The sequence below is a fragment of the Pseudoflavonifractor sp. BSD2780061688st1 E11 genome (genome assembly GCF_005844125.1).
GTDB lineage: Bacteria > Bacillota > Clostridia > Lachnospirales > Lachnospiraceae > Sellimonas > Sellimonas catena.
Map to the genome: position 1 here is coordinate 1 of NZ_SPHM01000011.1, position 19,485 is coordinate 19,485.

The window sequence follows — 19,485 nt, forward strand, 5'->3', positions numbered from 1 at the left end:
TGAATTGTCTGAAAATAAAAGAAATAAACTGATATCAAAAAAAGAAGAAAAAGTGCCAACGATTACTTGACACATACAGGTGAGATGCAACGCTGGAAAAACGAAAGCGGCAGGTGTAAAATACATATGTGGGATTTTAAGGGGAGAAATGAATATAGCAGGGAAGGAGGAATTATTCATTACCAGAAGAGGTTAAGAATACAGTTTTATTGCTGTAAATAATGTAAATATTACGGAGGAATGAGAAATGGGAAAAAAATCTGTGAAATTGACAACAGCGGTGACGGCCGCAGTACTTCTTTCTTCATCTGTGATGGCACAGGATGTAGCTACAGCAGCAGATGCAGGACAGATTGACGGACAGGAGGATAAGCAGGTAAAAGGGACTGCAGAAAAGAAAAAGGCAGCTCCGGTCAGTCTGGATGAAGCAAAAGAAAATCTGAATATCGCTAAAGAGCAGGAAGAAAAAACTGCTTCTGAAGAAAAGCAGGCATCGGAAGCCTACGAAGCAGCGAAGAAAGAAGAAAGTGAAGCGGCACAGGCAGCGGCAGAAGCGGTTGCCAAGGCAGAGGAAGCGAAAAAGGAAGCAGAGCAGGCATTTCAGGAAGCAGTAGCAGAAGCGGAGAAGGCAGAGGTCGAAGCTCAGGATACTTTTGACCAGAAGCAGGTAGAACAGATGCAGGCCGCAGTCAATACGCAGGAAAAGAGCCAGGCGTATACAGATAGTCAGGAGCTTAGTAAAGAAGCGCAGGAGTATCTGGAAGAGGTACAGGAAAAAGTTACTGTAACGGAAGAAGAGGTCCAGCAAAAGCAGGAGGCTCTGGAAGCATCACAGGCAGATTTAACGGAAAAAGAGGGAGCCGTACAGGAAGCACAGGAAAACCTGGAGCAGATTAATGGACAGATCAGCAGTTCAGAAGCTGCGATTGAGACAGCGAAAGCTAACATTGTAAAGGCTCAGGAAGCAAAAGCCCAGGCAGAGCAGGATATTGTAGAAGCCCAGGCAGCTATGGAACAGGCAACAGCAGTTTATGAGCAGGCAGAAGCAGAAGCCGCAGAAGGTTCTCCAGAATACAAGGTTGCATTGGAAAAGGTGGAACAGGCGAAGGATGCGTTAAGTGAAGCACAGGCTGTGCAGGCAGAAAAGCAGGCAGCTTTGGATACGGCAAATGCGGTTCTGGCACAGGCACAAAGTGCCGCAGAGAGTGCGCAGACAGATGTGGATCAGGCACAGAAAGAGATTGAGATCGCACAGGCAGAAGGCGCTGTAGCAGCAGCACAGGAAAGCCTTGCGGCAGCAGTACAGACAGAGCAGCAGGCACAGTCTGTATTAAATTCAGCACAGAGTGAACTGAATGCGGCACAGACTGTAAAAGATCAGAAAGATGCTGTACTGAATCAGAAAACACAGGAGAAAGCAAACGCAGAAGCAGCTCTTGAGAAGGCAAAACAGGAAAAAGCAGCGGCAGAACAGGCGGAAGCGGCCAGCAAAGAAGCACTTCAGGAAGCGCAAGAAGCTAAGACAGCTGCGGAAAGTTCAGTTGCGTCTGCACAAACAGCCAAAAACAGCGCAGATTCCCAGGCGGAAGCAGCAAGAAAACAGGTGGAAGAAAAACAGGCCGCAGTTGACGCAGCCCAGAAAGCTTATGATGAGGCAAAAAAAGCAAGCGACAATGCAGAAGCCCAGATTGCGAAAGGATCGTTTGGATTCTTTGAGGAAATGGGTGCAGAGGAAGCGCTGGATATTTTGAATAATGCTCCTTTAAAAGAGTATACAGAGCAAGGGAATGAAAAGGATGCCACTTCTCTGGAAAATATGAAAGCGGCTTTGGAATGGATTAAAGAGTGTAATGAACTTCGGGAAAATCATCAATGTGCAGACTTAAAGGTATCTGATTCATTAATGGCAATTGCACAATCGAATACGAATGCTTCAGGGAATTATATTGGTCATACAGGGCAGTTCCAGGTCGGTGGAGAAAATTTGGCATGGGGTTCGGGTTCATACGACCCATTTTATGGATGGTATACAGAGGAAAAAGAGGATTATGAGACTACGGGGAACCCGGATAATAGCGGGCACTATTTCAATATCATTCAGGAAGGCTTTGTTTATACGGGATTTGCTGTGAATCAATATAGTGTCAGATATGGGGCTGCCTATGGACAAGTATTTAATTGGGAAAATTATAGTGAGCAATATAACGACAACGCCATGACCCTCGAAGACTATACCAACCGTTTCATGAAATACTATGACGGTCTGATGAATGCTCCGCAGATTGCCGAGGAGGCAGCAAAGAAGCTGGAAGAGGCGAAGAATGCACTTGCATCTGCGCAGACTACATATGAGGCTGCACAGAAAAAGGCGGCCGAGGCAGCTACAGTCCTTCGGCAGAAACAACAGGCAAATACTCAGGCAGCCCGGAAAGTAACATCAGCTCAAAATGAAGTTAAGGCTGCAGAACAGACAACAGCTCAGAAAGTTGCAGCTGTGACATCAGCATCAGCAAAAGTAACATCAGTATCACAGGCGGTGCAGAGCGCAAAGGCAGAAGTAAACGCAGCACAGCGGACACTTTCTGACAAGCAGCAGGCATACCAGACTGCAAAAGCCTCTCAGGAGCAGGCAGCGCAGAAGAAAGAAGAGCAGGAGACAAATCTTAAGCAGAAACGTCAGGCATACAGAGCACTTGCAGGCAAAGAAATTGGTGAGACAAATGCTGAGACAGCAGCAGCGCACTTACAGACAGCGCAACGGAATTATCAGACAGTATCAGCGGTCCTTAGGACAGCTAATGAAAAACTGAGTACGGCAAAGACAGAAGCTGAATCAAAAGAGACAGATCTGAAGTCTGCGCAGAGTGTGACAGCAGCGAAAGAGGCGGATCTTACACAGGCAGAAAAGGCGAGAGACGAAATAGAAGCTGTTGTGGCCGCAGATCTTGCTGAAAAACGACAGGCAGTAGAAGATTGTAAAGTAGATCTGCAAACAGCACAGCAGGATAAGACAGACGCTGAGACAGATATTCAGACGAATACCGAAGCGCAGAAAGATGCTGAATCACAGCTGACATCATTAAGAGAAAACAAACCTGAAGCAGAAGCAGCTGTTGCTGTGGCAGAAGAAGCACGCAAAGAGAGCGAAGGAAAAGTTGAGGAAGCTCAGAAAATATATCAGGATGCAGTAGATGCAATTACACCGCTCCGTGAGGCGAAAGCGGCATACAACACAGCTCTTTCTGAAGAGGCAAAAGCGAAAGAAAACTATGAAAAAGCTGTGGAAGACGAGGCGAAAGCAGTACAGGCTGTTGCTGATGCGAAAGCGGCTCTGGAACAGGCAGAAGCAAAGAAAGCGGAAGCAGATAAACTGTCTTTGACAGAAGCGATGAAAACACCAATCGAGGGTGCAAACTTCTCCTATCTGAATGCCTATGTAGATGAGATTAAACTGGCCGAAAAACAGGTTGAGGAGATCGAAGCAGTATATGAAGAAAAGAAAGCGGTACTTGCGGAAGCGAAAAAGACATACGATCAGGCCAAACTTGCATATGCAGAGGCGGTTGTTGATCTTGCTGACGCACAGGAAAGCTATGATCAGTTTATGAAGACTTCTACGGAGCAGAACGGTGAAAACGTACAGCAAACAGAAAAAGTTCAAAAAGAAGAAAAAACAGATACAGAAGAAAGAATAACTGTAAAAACCGGCGATTCGGCAGAACCGGCTTTGTATGCGACAGCAGGAATGGGAGCGTTGGCAGCAGCACTTGCAGCGTGGAAGAAAAAACACAGTTAATTAATAATGCACCGGACAGGCAGTAATTTAAACTAAATAAGAAAGGCCATTTACAGACGGAGATCATTGATCCGGTAAATGGCCTTTTGGTGTATAATGGATTGAGAAATTGTAGAAAAGCAGAAACTGAAACGGAGACTTATTATGCGAAGAGAACTTGGAATTGCAAGATGCGGGCTTGCCTGCTGTATTTGCTCAGAAAATCAGAATTGTGCCGGATGTAATGCGGATACCTGTCCGGACAAGGACTGGTGTGAGAATCGAAAATGCACAATGGAAAAGGGAATCGGCCATTGCTATGAATGCAAAATTGACTGCCGGAAAGGAATTTTGACGAAGATCAAGCCCTATGCGTTCACGCTGTTTGCCAGACGTTATGGCGAGAATGCGCTGCTGGACTGTCTGGAGCGGAATGAACAAAATGGGATTATCTATCACCGGGAAGGCATCAACGGTGATTACGATGAGTTTGACGATGTGGAGGAACTGATCCATTTTATACAGACAGGAAGACGAACGAGAGAGAAAGAAGGAATTCCATCCATGGATGAGGCACGATCCCTGCTGGAAGAGGGCGGCAGGATGAACCCGGGACCATGGATCCGACACAGCGAATATGTGGCAGAGGCCGCAGGAAAAATTGCGGCCGAGTGCGAAGGGCTGGATGAGGAAACGGCCTATATTTGCGGTCTGCTTCATGACATTGGACGGCGGTTCGGGGTCAGTTATCTGGCGCATGTCTATGACGGATATACGTTTTTGATGGAGCGTGGCTATGAGAAAGCCGCAAGGACGGCGCTTTCCCATTCGTTCAACCGGAAAAAGATGGAAGATTATATTGGAAAGTTCGACATATCAGAAGAAAAGCAGGAAGAGCTGAAGAACCTGCTGGATGCAATGGAATACGATGAATACGACTATCTGATTCAGCTCTGTGATTCCATTGCTGTGGCCGACGGGATTGTATCTCTGGAAGAGCGGATGAATGATGTGAAAAGCCGTTACGGTTATTATCCGCAGGATAAATGGGACAGAAATATGGCGCTGAAGGAATATTTTGAGAAAAAGACGGGAAAAGATCTGTACACGGTTGTGCCGATGAAAAGCACACCGGAACATTGAGAAAAAGATTGATGGTTGCGGATTGACAATGCCTGTCAACCAAAGATATGATTTAGCTACATGAACGGTGCACTGATTCATTTAAGAAATCTTTGGAGGGATTCAGAATGAATGGATTAAAATATATCAGGGTTCGGTGCAATCTGTCACTAAATGATCTGGCAGAGTGTATTGGCGTTACAAGACAGGCATTAAGTGCGTGGGAGAACGGGAAAAAAGAAATACCGGAGCAAAGGAAAGAGCAGCTTTCAGAGTTTTTCGGGATTGACCAAAGATATTTTGGAGAAATATCAGAAGAAGAAAAGATCACTTTGCTTGAAAAGGCGATGTTCCGCTATGACCATAATGGCAGGGAGAGTTATCGGTATAAACCGCAGGATAAGGACGGGAAAAATCAGCATATATATTTTCTGCCGGATACCCGGATCAGCATGGATGAAAAATATGTACTGGCGCAGAAAAGGAAACAGGAAATTCTGGAAAAGGCAGACGATATAATCAAATGGACCGATCATGCGGGGAGTATAGCATCACAAATTGCATGCATCGACCGTGGATGCAGCATTTATGGAATGACCAATGATCTGATGGAAATGATGCGGAATATGGAAAAAATGATTTTGAAAATGCCGTTTTATTATGAGTTGATGAGTGTGTGGAAGGCAATGCTTCTGGCATACGGGCTTATGGAACAAGAAGAGATTTCCGGCGGCGCACCATCAGAAGCCCATGGGGGTGAAGACCCGGAATGGATTATCCGGCTGGCCGAAGAGATCCGGAAACACTGGGATGCGGAGCGGAGTTATCATGAAAACTGTGAAGAAGAGAGGAGAAAACAACAAAGAAAAGAGAAGGAAAACAAGGAACAGTTGAAAGGGAAGGATCAGATTACGAGGGTAGAAGAGCAGAACAGACAATTCAGAGAGAAGTGCTCAGAGAGCGGGAAAGAAGCCGTCCTGGTGAGTAGTGCTTCTGACCATCACGATTAATATTACTTGACAAAAGGGATAGAGTGTGATTTGATAGTAACAGAAAACAAAAGAATAATTATGGGCAAAACCTTCGAAAGATGGCGACGCAAAACTATAGGGTCTAATCCATAGTAATATGAGAATGACAGCCAGTTGCAGTATTATCAAATGTACCGGATTTCCCCCGATATGTATTGTGCAACGGATAAAGCAGATGTTTTATCCGTTTTTTGTTACCTTTTATTCCGGGTTTTCAAAAGCATTCTTTTGCAGGATGCTGCAGAAGAAAATACAAAGGAAGAAGGAGAAGAGTCATGTCAAAACATTTACCTTTGTCCGTGCGGGTTCCGATTGAGAGCGACAATCCAGGCATCTGCAGGGACGAAGAGGCATGTATCAGATGCGGGATGTGCAGGGACGTGTGTACGAATATAATTGGGGTACACGGTACGTACACACTGGAAGAAACCGGGGATACGGCGATCTGTATCCACTGTGGCCAGTGCGCCAATGTCTGCCCGACCGCAAGTATCACGGAGGTATATGAATATCAGGCGGTGAGGGCGGCTATTGCAGATCCGGACAAAGTGGTTATTGTCAGTACCTCACCGTCGGTCAGAGTCGCACTGGGAGAAGAGTTCGGTATGAAGCCGGGCGATTTTGTCCAGGGAAAAATGGTTGCTCTTTTGCGGGCGCTTGGAGCAGACTATGTGCTGGATACGAATTTTGCGGCGGATCTTACCATCATGGAAGAAGCGGCCGAACTGCTGGAAAGGATCACAAAAAAGACGGCGCCGTTGCCACAATTTACAAGTTGCTGCCCGGCCTGGGTCAAGTTTGCGGAAACCTATTATCCGGAACTGCTGACGAATCTTTCTACGGCAAAAAGCCCGATCGGGATGCAGGGACCGACAATCAAAACGTACTTTGCTCAGAAGATGGGAATTGATCCAAAAGAGATTGTGAATGTAGCCTTGACGCCGTGTACAGCCAAGAAGTTTGAAATCCGCAGACCGGAAATGAATGCGGCGGGAAAACAGCTTGGAGAGCCGGCCATGCGGGACATGGATCATGTTGTGACGACCCGTGAGCTGGCACGATGGGCAAAGGAAGAGGGGATCGATTTTGCAAAACTGGAGGAAAGCAAATACGATTCTCTGATGGGAGAAGCATCCGGCGCCGGTGTGATTTTCGGAAATACCGGAGGGGTGATGGAGGCCGCACTTAGGACTGCATATTATAGTCTTACCGGGGAAAATGCGCCAAAGGAGTTCTATCAGTTAGAGCCGGTGAGAGGATATGAGGGCATCAGGGAAGCGAGTCTTGAATATTGCCGGAACACAGTTGAATGTTGCCGTTGTGCACGGCACACAAAATGCAAGGAAGATGATCGAACGCCTGAAAGAGGGGAAGAAAGATTATCACTTTATCGAGGTGATGGCCTGCCCGGGAGGCTGTATCGGCGGAGGCGGACAGCCGCGCAATCTGGAGGTGGATGCCGATCAGACGAGAAAAGCAAGGATAGCGGGGCTCTACAGCCGGGATGAGCAGATGACGCTGCGGTTCAGTCACGAGAATCCGGAAATCAAAAAACTTTATGAAGAATTTTACGGTACACCGCTAAGCAGGCTGGCTGAGAAGATGCTTCATACTTCCTACATCAGCAGAGCAGAAGATTTAACGAAACATGGAAACGAACAAGAGACGGAAGAAAGAAACGAGGAAAACACAATGACAAAATGGAAATGTAAGATCTGTGGTTATATTTATGAAGGAGAGACTCTGCCGGAAGACTTTGTATGTCCGATCTGCAAACAGCCGGCATCCTCTTTTGAAAAGATAGAGGAAATACCGGCGGCAGGAACTTCTCCGTATGCCGGAACAAAGACAGAAAAGAATCTTCAGGAAGCATTCTCAGGGGAAAGCCAGGCAAGAAATAAATACACCTTTTTTGCGCAGGTTGCACAGAGAGAAGGATATGAGCAGATAGCGGAATTATTCCTCCAGACAGCCCGCAACGAACAGGAACATGCCCGCCTGTGGTATCAGGAATTAGGACACATCGGGACAAGTAAAGAAAACCTCCTGGCGGCAGCAGCAGGAGAAAATTATGAGTGGACCGATATGTATGAGCGCATGGCGAAAGATGCCGAGGAAGAAGGTTTTCATGATCTTGCAGAACGGTTCCGGAGAGTAGGCGCGATCGAAAAGCGCCATGAGGAACGTTACAGAAAGCTTCTGGAGAATCTGGAAAAGGGACAGGTATTTGAGAAAATCGAAGAAACCGTATGGGAATGCCGTGTGTGCGGACACATCCATGTGGGGACAAAAGCCCCGGATGTATGCCCGGTATGCAGCTACAGCCAGTCTTACTTTGAGGTGCATAAAAAGAACTACTAATAGCAGCCATAAGAAAAAAAGAAAAGGATGAAAGATGGATATCAGGTGGTACGATGAATAGAAAAACATATGAATTTCATGCAGTTATTGAGGCGGTGCCGGATAAGGGAGGAGCGTATGTGCGGTTTCCTTATGATATCAGGCAGGAATTTGGAAAGGGCCGGGTCAAGGTGGAAGCAACATTTGACGGAGTTCCGTACAGTGGAAGTATTGTAAATATGGGTGTCAAAAATGATGATGGCTCTGTCTGCTATATTATCGGAATCCGCAAAGATATCCGAAAGGCGATAGGAAAAGAACCGGGAGATACCGTGCTTGTTACGATCCAGGAAGCGGTCCCGGACAGAAAAGAATAATTCGAATAGAAATAAAGCTGGAAGAAACCAGTCCTTTTGAAAGGCACGGTTTCTTCCAGCTTTTTTGGAAATAGAGAGTAATGAAGTTATTTAAGCAATCGTCTGAACTCCTGTTACTTCATATCCTTCTTCTGTCACAGCAGCAGTGAGCATTTCATCAGTAACGGATTCCGGTACACAGACAGTTGCTGTCTTGTCTTCCAGGCTGACAACAACATCCGTTGCACCCTCAATTGCTTCAAGAGCTTTCTTTACGTGCTTTACGCAGTTCTGGCACATCATTCCTTCTACTGAGAGTTGTTTTTTCATTGTGATACCTCCTGAATTTTGTTTCGTTTTATTTTGACAGCAGTCTTCTTGCGGGAGGGCTTCCCTGGTGGAAGGCTCTTCGGAAGAGACGTGTTCTGCTATCGTCGTGTGTGTAACAGTAAATGGCTTAGTATCTGTCGCCGTATTGTCAGAAGCGGCAGCGGATCCGTGTTTCGGCTTGAAGAAGCGCAGACGGAGCGCATTACTTACGACAAAGACGGAACTGAAGCTCATGGCGAGAGCCGCAACCATCGGATTCATCTTCAGCCCAAAGGCGGTGTAGAAGCATCCGGCTGCAACCGGAATACAGATTGCATTGTAGAAAAAAGCCCAGAACAGGTTTTCCTTGATGTTGCGGATGGTCGCTTTGCTCAGCTCAATGGCGCCTGCTACATCCAGCAGGTCATTTTTCATCAGGACAATGTCGGCAGATTCCATGGCAATGTCGGTGCCTGCACCGATGGCGATTCCGACATCCGCTCTGGCAAGGGCCGGAGCATCATTGATACCATCACCCACCATGGCGGTCTTTTTGCCGTTTTCCTGAATCCGGCGGATTTCTTCTTCCTTATCCTGAGGGAGCACTTCGGCAATGACCCGGTCCACACCGACCTGCCGGCGGATTGCTTCGGCAGTCTTTTTGTGGTCTCCGGTCAGCATGACGACTTCAATTCCCATGGCCTGAAGCTCTTTGACAGCCTGACGGCTTGTCGGTTTTACGACATCGGCTACTGCGATCATGCCAAGGAGCCGTCCGCCTTCGGCAAAGTATAATGGCGTCTTCCCGTCGGATGCCATTTTATCCTGTAACTGCTCCAGTGCCGGATCATGGATGGAAAAGGCGTTCATCATCTTCTGGTTGCCGGCCAGATATTCTACGCCGTCGATTGTTCCCTTGATGCCCTGCCCCGGTATCTGCTGAAAGTTCTGTACTGCAAGATACGCGATCTGGTGGTTTTCTGCTTCCTCGACAATCGCATGTCCAAGTGGATGTTCAGAGAGCTTTTCCAAGGATGCAGCCACTTGAAGAAGTCGGGCTTCCGACACTTTCGGCTCGCAGACAATATCGGTCACCATCGGTTTTCCCTGGGTGATTGTACCCGTCTTATCCATGACAACCGTCTGGATCGAGTGGGCGGTTTCCAGCGCCTCTGCGGACTTGATCAGAATTCCGTTTGTGGCGCCGCGGCCGGTGCCGACCATGATTGCGGTCGGAGTCGCAAGTCCAAGCGCACATGGACAGGAGACAACCAGAACGGAAACGGCGATGGTCAGCGCAAATTCAAAGGATGCTCCCAGGATCATCCAGACAACAGCGGAAACAATGGCAATGGTAATGACAATCGGGACGAAAACGCCGGCTACCTTATCTGCAAGCTTTGCGATCGGAGCCTTGGAACTGGTCGCTTCATCCACAAGACGGATAATCTGTGCAAGAGCGGTTTCGTCACCGACTTTGGTTGCCTGCATTTTGAAGTATCCGCTCTTATTGACGGTTGCACCAATGACTTTGTCTCCGGCCTGCTTGTCAACAGGAATACTTTCTCCGGTAATGGCGGATTCATCAATGGAGGCGGAGCCTTCCGTCAGGATTCCATCCACCGGGATGGATTCGCCGGCCTTTACAATCAGTATATCACCTTTTTCCAGTTCTTCCACCGGAATTGTAGATTCCACGCCGTCACGGATGACGGTTGCGGTTTTCGGGGCGAGGTTCAGAAGCTTGTTGATGGCATCGGAAGTCCTGCCTTTTGCACGTGCCTCGAAAAACTTGCCGAGGGTGATCAGCGTCAGGATCGTGCCTGCACCCTCAAAGTACAGGTCGTGGGAAAACTGATGCACCATTGCAATATCCCCGTGTCCGAGACCGAATGCGATCTTGTACAATGCATAGATGCCGTATACGAGAGAGGCACCGGATCCGAGAGCGATCAGGGAATCCATATTCGGGGATCTGTGAATCAGTGTCTTAAACCCGACACGATAGTATTTGAAGTTGATAAATACGACCGGAATCAGGAGCAGAAACTGGGTAAAGGCGAAGATCATGGAATTTTCCGTGCCAAGGAAGATGCCCGGCAGCGGCCAGCCCATCATATGTCCCATGGAAAGATAAAACAGTGGAACCGTGAAGATAAAGGACCAGATCACTCTTCGTTTCATGCTCTCATATTCTTTTTTCGCGGCAATGGAAGATGAGGACTGCACCGTGGCGGCAGAAGTTTTCTTCTGACCGTCCGCCTGCAAGGAAGCACCGTATCCGGCCTTCTCGACTGCCTGAATAATATCGGCTCCGGTCAAAGTCTGGTCATCGTAGTTGACGACCATGCTGTTTTTTAAGAGGTTGACCGAACACTCTTTCATGCCGGGAAGAGCCGAGACTGCTTTTTCCACACGGGAAGAGCAGGCAGCACAGCTCATGCCGGTCACATTGTATTTTTCCTGCATATCTATTCTCCTTTCTGGCCGCACGGCTGGAATAAAACCGCCGCATCACGACCATGTATATTCTTATGAGGAAACAAATACACATATACGGGGTATGAGTATCTGTGTGGCTTTAGTATAATCCAAAACAAAAAGTTTGACTTGCCCAATCAGAAATAAAATTAGTCCAAATGGAAGAAGTAGAAAAACGGACAGACGTTTTCATACGTCTGTCCGCTTCTGCTGGATAAAATTTCCTTCTCTGTATTTTTTTCGATAACTGCTCGGTGTCAGATTGGTAAATTCTTTAAATGCCTTGGCGAATTTCCCCTGTGTTTCGTATCCTACTTTTGCGGCAATCTCGGCAATGCTATCGTCTGTCTGCTGCAGAAGTTCCATCGCCTTGCGGATCCGGAATTCTTTCATATAAGTTGCAATGGGCATTCCGTAAACGCCTTTAAAAATTTCTTTGAGCGAGGAAGTGTTGATCAGATACTGGCGGGACAGCTCTTCAATCGTATACCGGCGGTCCAGGTGTTCCGTAAGCTGATGATGGATCTCCTGCATCAGTGCGGCCTGCCGGGACTGGACCTGGGCAGGGGCCGAGATCTCCGGGGACAGGCGGTATAAATAGAGAAGCAGTTCCTGAACTTTCAATTTAAAATATGGCATGCGGAGCTGTTCTGGAAGTCCGTATAATGGGCGGAAAATGACGTCAATATCCGGCCCGGACGGAAGAACGGCCGGGGTCTCCGGCAGACAGAACCATCGATATAGAAGGTCCGGATCCAGCATTATGTCCCGTAAAATCGGAGGCATGTGCAAAGAAAGTTCTTTCAGATTGATAAAAATACTGATCCCTTCGCAGTAACCAAGCGGAAATGTCATAACAGAATCTGCACAGCAGTCTGTACTGTGCAGGGACAGATCCCCGCTTCCGAGGTAGACGGAGGTTCCACTTTTGAAATTCCAACCGATTCGGCCGAAACGGCAGTGGGTAATTTCAAGAATATGACGGTTGGCACCATGCCGGAAAGAGACCTGATCTGCCAGAAACCAGTCGAGAGAAAGCAGGATGCCGGGAAAAACAGGATAGATCTCCAGTTTCCCTTTTCCGGACGTCTGTGATTCGAACTGCTCTGTAAACAGGTTGCTTCCCTGATGATCATCCGTGTGCTGTTCAAGAACAAGGGAACCGTTTGGAATATCGCATAAAATAGATTCGATCTGAATGAATGGCTCATGTTTCATATTCTATTTCCCCTCTTTATGACTGGGTGAGGAAGAAGGACAGGAAATCTGGATCACCTGCTCGATCATGTGATGAAGCAGTTGAGCCTGTACCGTGTCGGCCGCTTTATAATAGACTTCTTTTCCTTCCCGCCGGCTGACAATCAGTCCGGTGATTTTTAACTGTTTCAGATGGTGGGAGACTGCCGGGCTGCTCATTTCTACAAGCGAGGAGATATTGATGACACATTCCTCGCAGTGGCATAAAAGCCAGAAAATCCGGATCCGGCTCTGATCGCTCATCTGTTTGAACAGATCCGCGACAATCTGAAAGTCTTCCGGATTTGGAATCTGATCCGGCATGTGTTCAAATGTCTGGCCGTGATCATGTGGTAAAGTTTTCATAAGCGATTCCTCCTTTGATGCTATTTTTACTATAACAGCATGAACGAAAGAAAACAAGGCAGAAGAAATTTCCGTGAAGAAGAAGGAATTTGCCCAAAAGGAAATAGATTTAGCCGGTTTGGAAGGGAATTTGAGATGATTATTGACCTGAAAGGAAGATATGCTATCATAAAGACAAACGATTAAACAGTTGTTTAATTAAGCAAGAGTAACAGAAAGGATGTAGAATCATGAAAAGAAGTTATAAGATCGAAGTAGACTGTGCGAACTGCGCAAATAAAATGGAAGCTGCGGCAAAGAAGACTCCAGGTGTAAAAGATGCTGTTGTTAATTTTATGCTGCTGAAGATGAATGTTGAGTTTGAAGATGGACAGAATCCGAAGGAAGTGATGCAGGAAGTCCTCAAAAACTGCAAAAAGGTAGAGGCTGACTGTGAGATCTTTCTTTAAAATGTTCGTTTTTGAATAAGTGCACCGTAGATTTACAAGAAAGATTCTGCGGTGCATTTCTTAAGAATAATATATGAATATATGAGCATATATAAAAATGAAAGAAGGGAATTACTATGACAAAAAAACAGAAAATCATGCTGGTGCGGATTTTGATTGCGGCCCTGCTTCTTGTCGGACTGAATTTTGTCCCGGCAGAAGGCTGGTTCCGGTTTGTACTGTACCTGATCCCGTATCTTGTGATCGGTTATGATATTTTACTGAAGGCATTCAAAGGGATCCGGAACGGCCAGGTGTTTGACGAGTGTTTCCTGATGGCAGTGGCAACGATCGGAGCCATTGCTCTGGCACTTTATGAAAGGAGCGGAGATTATACGGAGGCCATCGCCGTCATGCTCTTCTACCAGATTGGAGAGTGGTTCCAGAGCTATGCGGTCGGAAAAAGCCGGCGCAATATCAGCGAGCTGATGGATATCCGTCCGGATTACGCCAATATGGAAAGAGACGGAAAACTGGAAAAAGTAGATCCGTATGATGTAGAAATTGGAAGTACGATTGTAGTTCAGCCTGGAGAAAAGGTACCCCTTGACGGTATTATTGTAGAGGGGAACTCCACTTTAAATACCAGTGCGCTGACAGGAGAAAGTCTTCCAAAAGATGCGAAAGCAGGGGATGAGATTATCAGTGGATGTATTAACATGACAGGCGTTCTGAAAATCCGGACCACAAAAGAATTTGGAGAGTCTACGGTATCGAAGATTCTGGATCTGGTGGAGAATGCAAGTTCCCGGAAATCCCGTTCGGAAGATTTTATCTCCAGATTTGCCCGGGTCTATACGCCTGCGGTCTGCTATGCGGCACTGGCACTTGCGTTCCTGCCGCCGCTTGTCCGGATGCTTTTCATGGGGCTTCCGGCGGACTGGGGAACCTGGATCTACCGGGCGCTTACCTTCCTCGTCATCAGCTGTCCGTGTGCCCTTGTGATCAGTATTCCACTTAGCTTCTTCGCAGGAATCGGAGGGGCAGGTAATGCAGGGGTTCTCGTAAAGGGTTCCAATTATCTGGAAACACTTTCCCGGACAAAGACCGTGGTCTTTGACAAGACCGGGACACTGACGAAAGGTGTCTTTGAAGTCAATGCCATTCATCACAATTCCATGGAGGAGGAAAAACTGCTCGAATATGCGGCTCTTGCGGAGAGTGCGTCTTCCCACCCGATCAGCAGGAGTCTGCAGAATGCTTACGGGAAACCGATCGACCGGTCCCGAGTAGAGGGCATTCAGGAGATCAGCGGCAACGGTGTGACGGCCCGTGTGGACGGTGTGGAAGTGGCGGCGGGAAATGACAAGCTCATGGAGCATCTGGGAATTCCTTATCAGAACTGCCATCTGGCCGGAACGATTATCCATATGGCGGTAGACGGCGCGTATGCAGGTCATATCGTGATTTCGGATATTGTGAAGCCGCATGCCAAAGAGGCTGTACAGACATTGAAAAAAGCAGGGGTCACAAAAACAGTGATGCTGACCGGAGATGCTGCAAAAGTGGCGGATAAAGTGGCTGCAGAGCTTGGAATCGATATGGTTTACAGTGAACTGCTTCCTGCGGATAAGGTAAAAATAGTGGAAAAGCTTTTAAAGGAAAAACCGGAAAAATCGGCATTGGTATTTGTGGGCGACGGAATCAATGACGCCCCGGTTCTGGGACGTGCGGATATCGGAATCGCCATGGGAGCCATGGGATCGGATGCAGCGATCGAGGCGGCGGATGTAGTGCTGATGGATGATGATCCGATGAAGATTGCAAAGGCGATCCGGATATCCCGGAAATGCCTGCGGATTGTTTACCAGAATATTGTATTTGCCATCGGTATTAAGCTAATCTGCCTGCTTCTGGGAGCGGTAGGAATCGCAAATATGTGGCTGGCTATTTTTGCGGATGTCGGGGTTATGATTCTGGCAGTGCTGAATGCGATCCGGGCACTGTTCATAAAAAAGCTGTAAGCAGGGAACGCACAGCCTCGGCAACACCGTCGTGGTTGTTGGAGGAAACAACAACATCGGCCATGGATCTTAAGGCCGGTACGGCATTCCCCATCGCAAAGCGCAGTCCGGATGCCTGAAACATGGTGATATCATTTTCACCGTCACCGATGCAGGCAATCTCGTCCTTTGAGACAGAAAGATAGTCTGCCACGGCTGAAAGGGCAGTGCCCTTGGTGGCATTGGAGGAATAAATTTCCGCATAATACGATGTGCGGGCAGAAGAAAGCTCAGGGAACTCAGACACGATGCGTCTGGTACGTTCCCTGGCTTTTTTTGTGAGAAGGAAAAACTGCAGCTCCTCCACGTCCGCGTGCCGGCTTCGGATAAATTCTGCAAGATCCGGCACCGCCCTTGCCTGGGAGGCGTCACGGCCATAGATCAGATGTCCGAAGAAAGGCAGAAGCTGACCCTGCAATAGATAATCATGGCGGATATGTGCCGCCATTTTCAGATCCGGCCCCTGGCAGGATTCAATAATTGTCGCCGCTGCTTCGTAAGGCATGAGAGCACGGAAGAGAGTCTTTCGTTCTTTCAGATCTACGGCAACAGCGCCGTTGGAGGAGATGACATAGCGGAACAGGCCCGTTTTCCTGAGCTGATGCGGAATACAGGAGAGCGCGCGTCCGGTAGTAGGGACAATCTCAATCCCCGATGTCCGGGCAAGGTATAACGCATCCATTGTCGTCGGACTGATTTTACTGTAGGAATTCAGACAGGTTCCGTCCATGTCAAGTGCAAGCAGTTTCATAATGTGTTTATCCTCCTTAGTCGGTTATTTATGATTATACTAGATATTATAGGAAAAATCCAAAAAGATTGTGGGAAATTTTTTTGGATGTTTTGCCTAAAAATAAAGAAATAAAATTATGATAAATGATGAAAAGAAAATTTATAGTGGACAAATGAAGCTGAAGCTGATAATATAGATACGTAAATGAAGTTTGTTATTACGTAATGGTAAGCAAGACTGTTTATAATACTGATGGACTGGTATTGTAGGCAGTTTTTTATTTTGCATCAAAGTACTTCGCTGTTTCGCCGCTTACCGGAAGGGATGAGAGCAAGTGAAAATTGTCAGAGTTCTAAACACGAACGCGGTCGTATCGACAGACCGGCAGGGAAAGGAAATCATCATCACCGGTGCCGGTATTGGATTTAAAAAGAAAAATGGCGAGGAACTGGATAAATCTCTTGTAGAGAAGATTTACTGCCTGCAAAGTGAAGAAGATAATCACCGGCTTCAGCAGGTGGTTCGGGAGGTTTCGGAGAAGTATCTGGAGACGGCCGGGAAAGTCGTGGTTTCGGCGAGAAATGCGGGATTGAAAGTCCGGGATACTTTGTATGTAACGCTGACTGATCATATCAATTCCGCAGTCGAGCGTTATCAGAACGGGATCAGCCTGAAAAACATGATGCGTCATGAGATCAGGAAGTTTTACCCTCAGGAGTACCGGATCGGCTGTCAGGCAATCGAATGGATTGAGAAAAAGACAGGGATTGATCTTGGAGAAGATGAGGCGGCATTTATTGCCATGCATATCGTATCTTCCGAGTTCGAGACAAGTGAAGTTTCAGATGTGCAGAAGATTACAGAACTGATCAATGCAATTATCAAGATTGTAAAAATGCATTTTAAGATTGATTTCGATGAGGATTCCGTATCCTATCAGAGATTTCTGACACATTTGAAGTTCTTTTCCGCCCGGGTTATGGACGGCGAAGTGTATAAGGACAGCATGGAGGAAATCTACCGTGCCATGGTAGTGCAGAACAGCCGGGCATATACCGGCGTGGAAAAAGTGGCACAGTTTATCGAAAAGCAGTACGGGTACAGGCTTAGTATTGATGAAGAGCTGTATCTGCTGATTCATATAAAAAGAATATTGGATGAACAACAAGAGTAGTTCACAGGTTTGTTATTATTCAGTTAAGCAAGACCTGACCGCAAAAAGAGCGTACATCCCGGGAATGTACGTGCTTTTGTGGTCAGGTCTTTGTATTTTCCGGGAAATTCCGGAGTTATCAAATATGATATGAAGAGGTGAAGACATGGATTACGCAAGTGTAGCCAAAAAAATCCTGCAGCGTGTAGGGGGAAAAGAAAATGTAATCAGTCTTGTACATTGTATGACAAGACTTCGATTCACACTGAAAGATGAGTCCATCGTAGATGATGAGGCGGTAAAAAAGACAAAAGGCGTTATGGGCGTCATGAAGAAGGCGGGCCAGTATCAGATCATTATTGGAAATGATGTAGCCAATGTATATGCAGAGCTCAATAAGCTTGGCAATTTCTCAAGTGAGGCTCCGAAAAAGGCGCCGGAGAAGAAAGAGAAAAAGAATGTGGTTTCCATGCTGATGGATACGATTTCCGGCATTATGGCTCCGGTTATTCCGGCCATCATCGGCGCGGCAATGATCAAGGTACTTTTAACGCTCCTTCCGATGATTGGAGTGCTGAGTACTGAAGGAGATACCTACAATCTGTTAAGTGTAATGGGTGATGGTGCATTCTTCTTTATGCCGGTGCTGATTGCGATTTCCGCATCCAAGAAATTCGGCACCAATATGTATTATGCGGCAAGTATCGCACTGATTATGCTGCATCCGAATTTTATTTCTCTGATGAGCGAGGCAAATGAAGCAGGCGAAATAGTAAAATTTCTGGGATTCATCCCGGTAACGTATGCATCTTATTCCTACTCGGTTATTCCGATTATCCTTGCGGTGTGGTCGCTGAAATATGTGGAAAAACTGGTAGACAAGATTACTCCTGTGGTGACAAAGAACTTCTTAAAACCGATGCTGGTCGTACTGATTGAAGCACCGATTGCACTGATCGTGTTAGGACCTCTTGGGGCTATTTTCGGAAATGTATTGTCTGACGCGGTATACTTTGTTCACGACAAGCTTGGATTTATCGCAATCGGTATTGTAGCCGGTATCTATCCGTTTGTCGTGATGGCAGGAATGCACCATGCATTTACACCGATCAAGCTTGGAATGATCGCGACAACAGGATATGAAAACTTTATCTGTATCGGAGAACTCTGCTCCAACATGGCACAGGGTACGGCGGCGCTTGCAGTATCCATCAAAAGTAAAAACAAAGATTTCAAACAGATTGCCGGTTCTTCCGCATTTTCCGCACTGTTTGCCGGAATTACGGAGCCTGCTCTTTACGGCGTAACACTTCGTCTGAAACGGCCGATGCTTGGCGCATGTATTGGAGCGGCTGTAGGAGGACTGTTCGGCGGATTCTTCCAGATGAAATGCTTTGGTATTGCAACACCGGCGATTGTAACGATTGTACAGTATGTAGAGGAAGACCGGGCATCCAGCCTTCTGATCGCAGCACTTACGATTCTCCTGACAGTTGTAGTGACATTTATTGCAACAATGATTATCGGATTTGAGGATATTGTGGATGAGGACGATGATCTGGATGAAGTGACAATGGAAACGGATGTAAAAGAGGAAGCACTGGAAGAGAAACTCCTTGAAGAAGGAGAAGAAATTCACGTATCCAGCCCGATGCAGGGAGAATGTATTCCGCTGGAAGAGGTAAAAGATGCGACATTTTCACAGGGAATCCTCGGAAAAGGAACAGCGGTGATCCCGGAAAAAGGAGAAGTGAGAGCGCCGTTCGACGGGCGGATTGACGTGATGTTTGAGACTGGACATGCAGTTGGAATGACAAGTGAAGACGGGGTAGAACTTCTGATTCACGTTGGAATGGATACTGTAAATCTGGAAGGGAAATATTTCTACCCGAAAAAGTCATCCGGAGACAAGGTGAAAAAAGGAGAAGTGATTCTGGAATTTGACAAAGATGAAATTGTCAAAGCAGGATATGACATTACGACTCCGATTATCGTCTCCAACACAGATAAATTCAAAGACGTGGAGGCTGACGTGACCGGGCCGGTGAAAGAACTGGATGAGATTTTAGTAATTAAATAAGAAAAGAAAGCA

Annotated in this window: 13 protein-coding genes, 1 pseudogene and 1 riboswitch; of the genes and pseudogenes, 10 read left to right on the top strand and 4 right to left on the bottom strand. The window is 46.9% G+C overall.

What is annotated here, in order from left to right; translation table 11 throughout:
- The first annotated feature begins 247 nt into the window (after positions 1–247).
- The 6 genes and pseudogenes from FGQ85_RS06675 to FGQ85_RS06700 all read left to right on the top strand — a co-directional run bounded on the left by FGQ85_RS06675 (position 248) and on the right by FGQ85_RS06700 (position 8,645).
- Entirely contained in the window at positions 248–3,796 is a 3,549-nt protein-coding gene (locus FGQ85_RS06675) for a CAP domain-containing protein (protein ID WP_138372999.1), read from the top strand.
- Between the two features lie 144 nt (positions 3,797–3,940).
- Positions 3,941–4,918: an HD domain-containing protein gene (locus FGQ85_RS19135; RefSeq protein WP_347563060.1), complete on the top strand. Its 978-nt coding sequence runs from the start codon at positions 3,941–3,943 to the stop codon at positions 4,916–4,918.
- Between the two features lie 107 nt (positions 4,919–5,025).
- Positions 5,026–5,907: a helix-turn-helix transcriptional regulator gene (locus FGQ85_RS06690; protein ID WP_138373000.1), complete on the top strand. Its 882-nt coding sequence runs from the start codon at positions 5,026–5,028 to the stop codon at positions 5,905–5,907.
- 53 nt (positions 5,908–5,960) lie between these two features.
- Positions 5,961–6,050, top strand: a riboswitch (cyclic di-GMP riboswitch).
- 246 nt (positions 6,051–6,296) lie between these two features.
- Positions 6,297–7,151 (top strand): annotated as a pseudogene (locus FGQ85_RS19140) ([Fe-Fe] hydrogenase large subunit C-terminal domain-containing protein); the annotation flags it as partial.
- A gap of 37 nt (positions 7,152–7,188) precedes the next feature.
- Entirely contained in the window at positions 7,189–8,289 is a 1,101-nt protein-coding gene (rbr, locus tag FGQ85_RS19145; RefSeq protein WP_347563061.1) for a rubrerythrin, read from the top strand.
- Positions 8,290–8,342: 53 nt separating this feature from the next.
- On the top strand, positions 8,343–8,645 hold the full coding sequence (locus tag FGQ85_RS06700) for a DUF1905 domain-containing protein (RefSeq protein ID WP_138373001.1): 303 nt from the start codon (positions 8,343–8,345) through the stop codon (positions 8,643–8,645).
- Between the two features lie 90 nt (positions 8,646–8,735).
- Here the strand turns inward: FGQ85_RS06700 and FGQ85_RS06705 are convergent, their stop codons facing one another.
- The 3 genes from FGQ85_RS06705 to FGQ85_RS06715 form a co-directional block, all read right to left on the bottom strand.
- A complete protein-coding gene (locus tag FGQ85_RS06705) occupies positions 8,736–11,402 on the bottom strand; it encodes a heavy metal translocating P-type ATPase (RefSeq protein ID WP_138373002.1) in 2,667 nt (888 codons plus the stop codon).
- A gap of 201 nt (positions 11,403–11,603) precedes the next feature.
- A complete protein-coding gene (locus FGQ85_RS06710) occupies positions 11,604–12,632 on the bottom strand; it encodes an AraC family transcriptional regulator (RefSeq protein ID WP_087166780.1) in 1,029 nt (342 codons plus the stop codon).
- Between the two features lie 3 nt (positions 12,633–12,635).
- Positions 12,636–13,016, bottom strand: coding sequence for a metalloregulator ArsR/SmtB family transcription factor (locus FGQ85_RS06715; RefSeq protein ID WP_087166781.1), 381 nt, complete (start codon positions 13,014–13,016; stop codon positions 12,636–12,638).
- 230 nt (positions 13,017–13,246) lie between these two features.
- Between FGQ85_RS06715 and FGQ85_RS06720 the strand changes: the two genes are divergently transcribed.
- Together FGQ85_RS06720 and FGQ85_RS06725 are read left to right on the top strand one after the other, a co-directional pair.
- On the top strand, positions 13,247–13,465 hold the full coding sequence (locus FGQ85_RS06720) for a cation transporter (RefSeq protein ID WP_087166782.1): 219 nt from the start codon (positions 13,247–13,249) through the stop codon (positions 13,463–13,465).
- A 116-nt stretch (positions 13,466–13,581) separates the two neighbouring features.
- A complete protein-coding gene (locus FGQ85_RS06725; protein ID WP_138373003.1) occupies positions 13,582–15,468 on the top strand; it encodes a heavy metal translocating P-type ATPase in 1,887 nt (628 codons plus the stop codon).
- Here FGQ85_RS06725 and FGQ85_RS06730 read toward each other — a convergent pair.
- The gene (locus FGQ85_RS06730; RefSeq protein ID WP_207738703.1) at positions 15,452–16,258 is read right to left on the bottom strand and encodes an HAD hydrolase family protein; all 807 of its coding nucleotides are present in this window, start codon (positions 16,256–16,258) and stop codon (positions 15,452–15,454) included. The genes FGQ85_RS06725 and FGQ85_RS06730 overlap by 17 nt on opposite strands.
- A gap of 316 nt (positions 16,259–16,574) precedes the next feature.
- On the opposite strand from FGQ85_RS06730, the gene FGQ85_RS06735 reads away from it, so the two are divergent.
- Both FGQ85_RS06735 and FGQ85_RS06740 read left to right on the top strand, forming a co-directional pair.
- Positions 16,575–17,414: a PRD domain-containing protein gene (locus FGQ85_RS06735; protein ID WP_138373005.1), complete on the top strand. Its 840-nt coding sequence runs from the start codon at positions 16,575–16,577 to the stop codon at positions 17,412–17,414.
- A gap of 145 nt (positions 17,415–17,559) precedes the next feature.
- Complete coding sequence (locus FGQ85_RS06740) at positions 17,560–19,473, top strand: beta-glucoside-specific PTS transporter subunit IIABC (RefSeq protein ID WP_138373006.1); 1,914 nt, start codon at positions 17,560–17,562, stop codon at positions 19,471–19,473.
- Positions 19,474–19,485 lie beyond the last annotated feature (12 nt).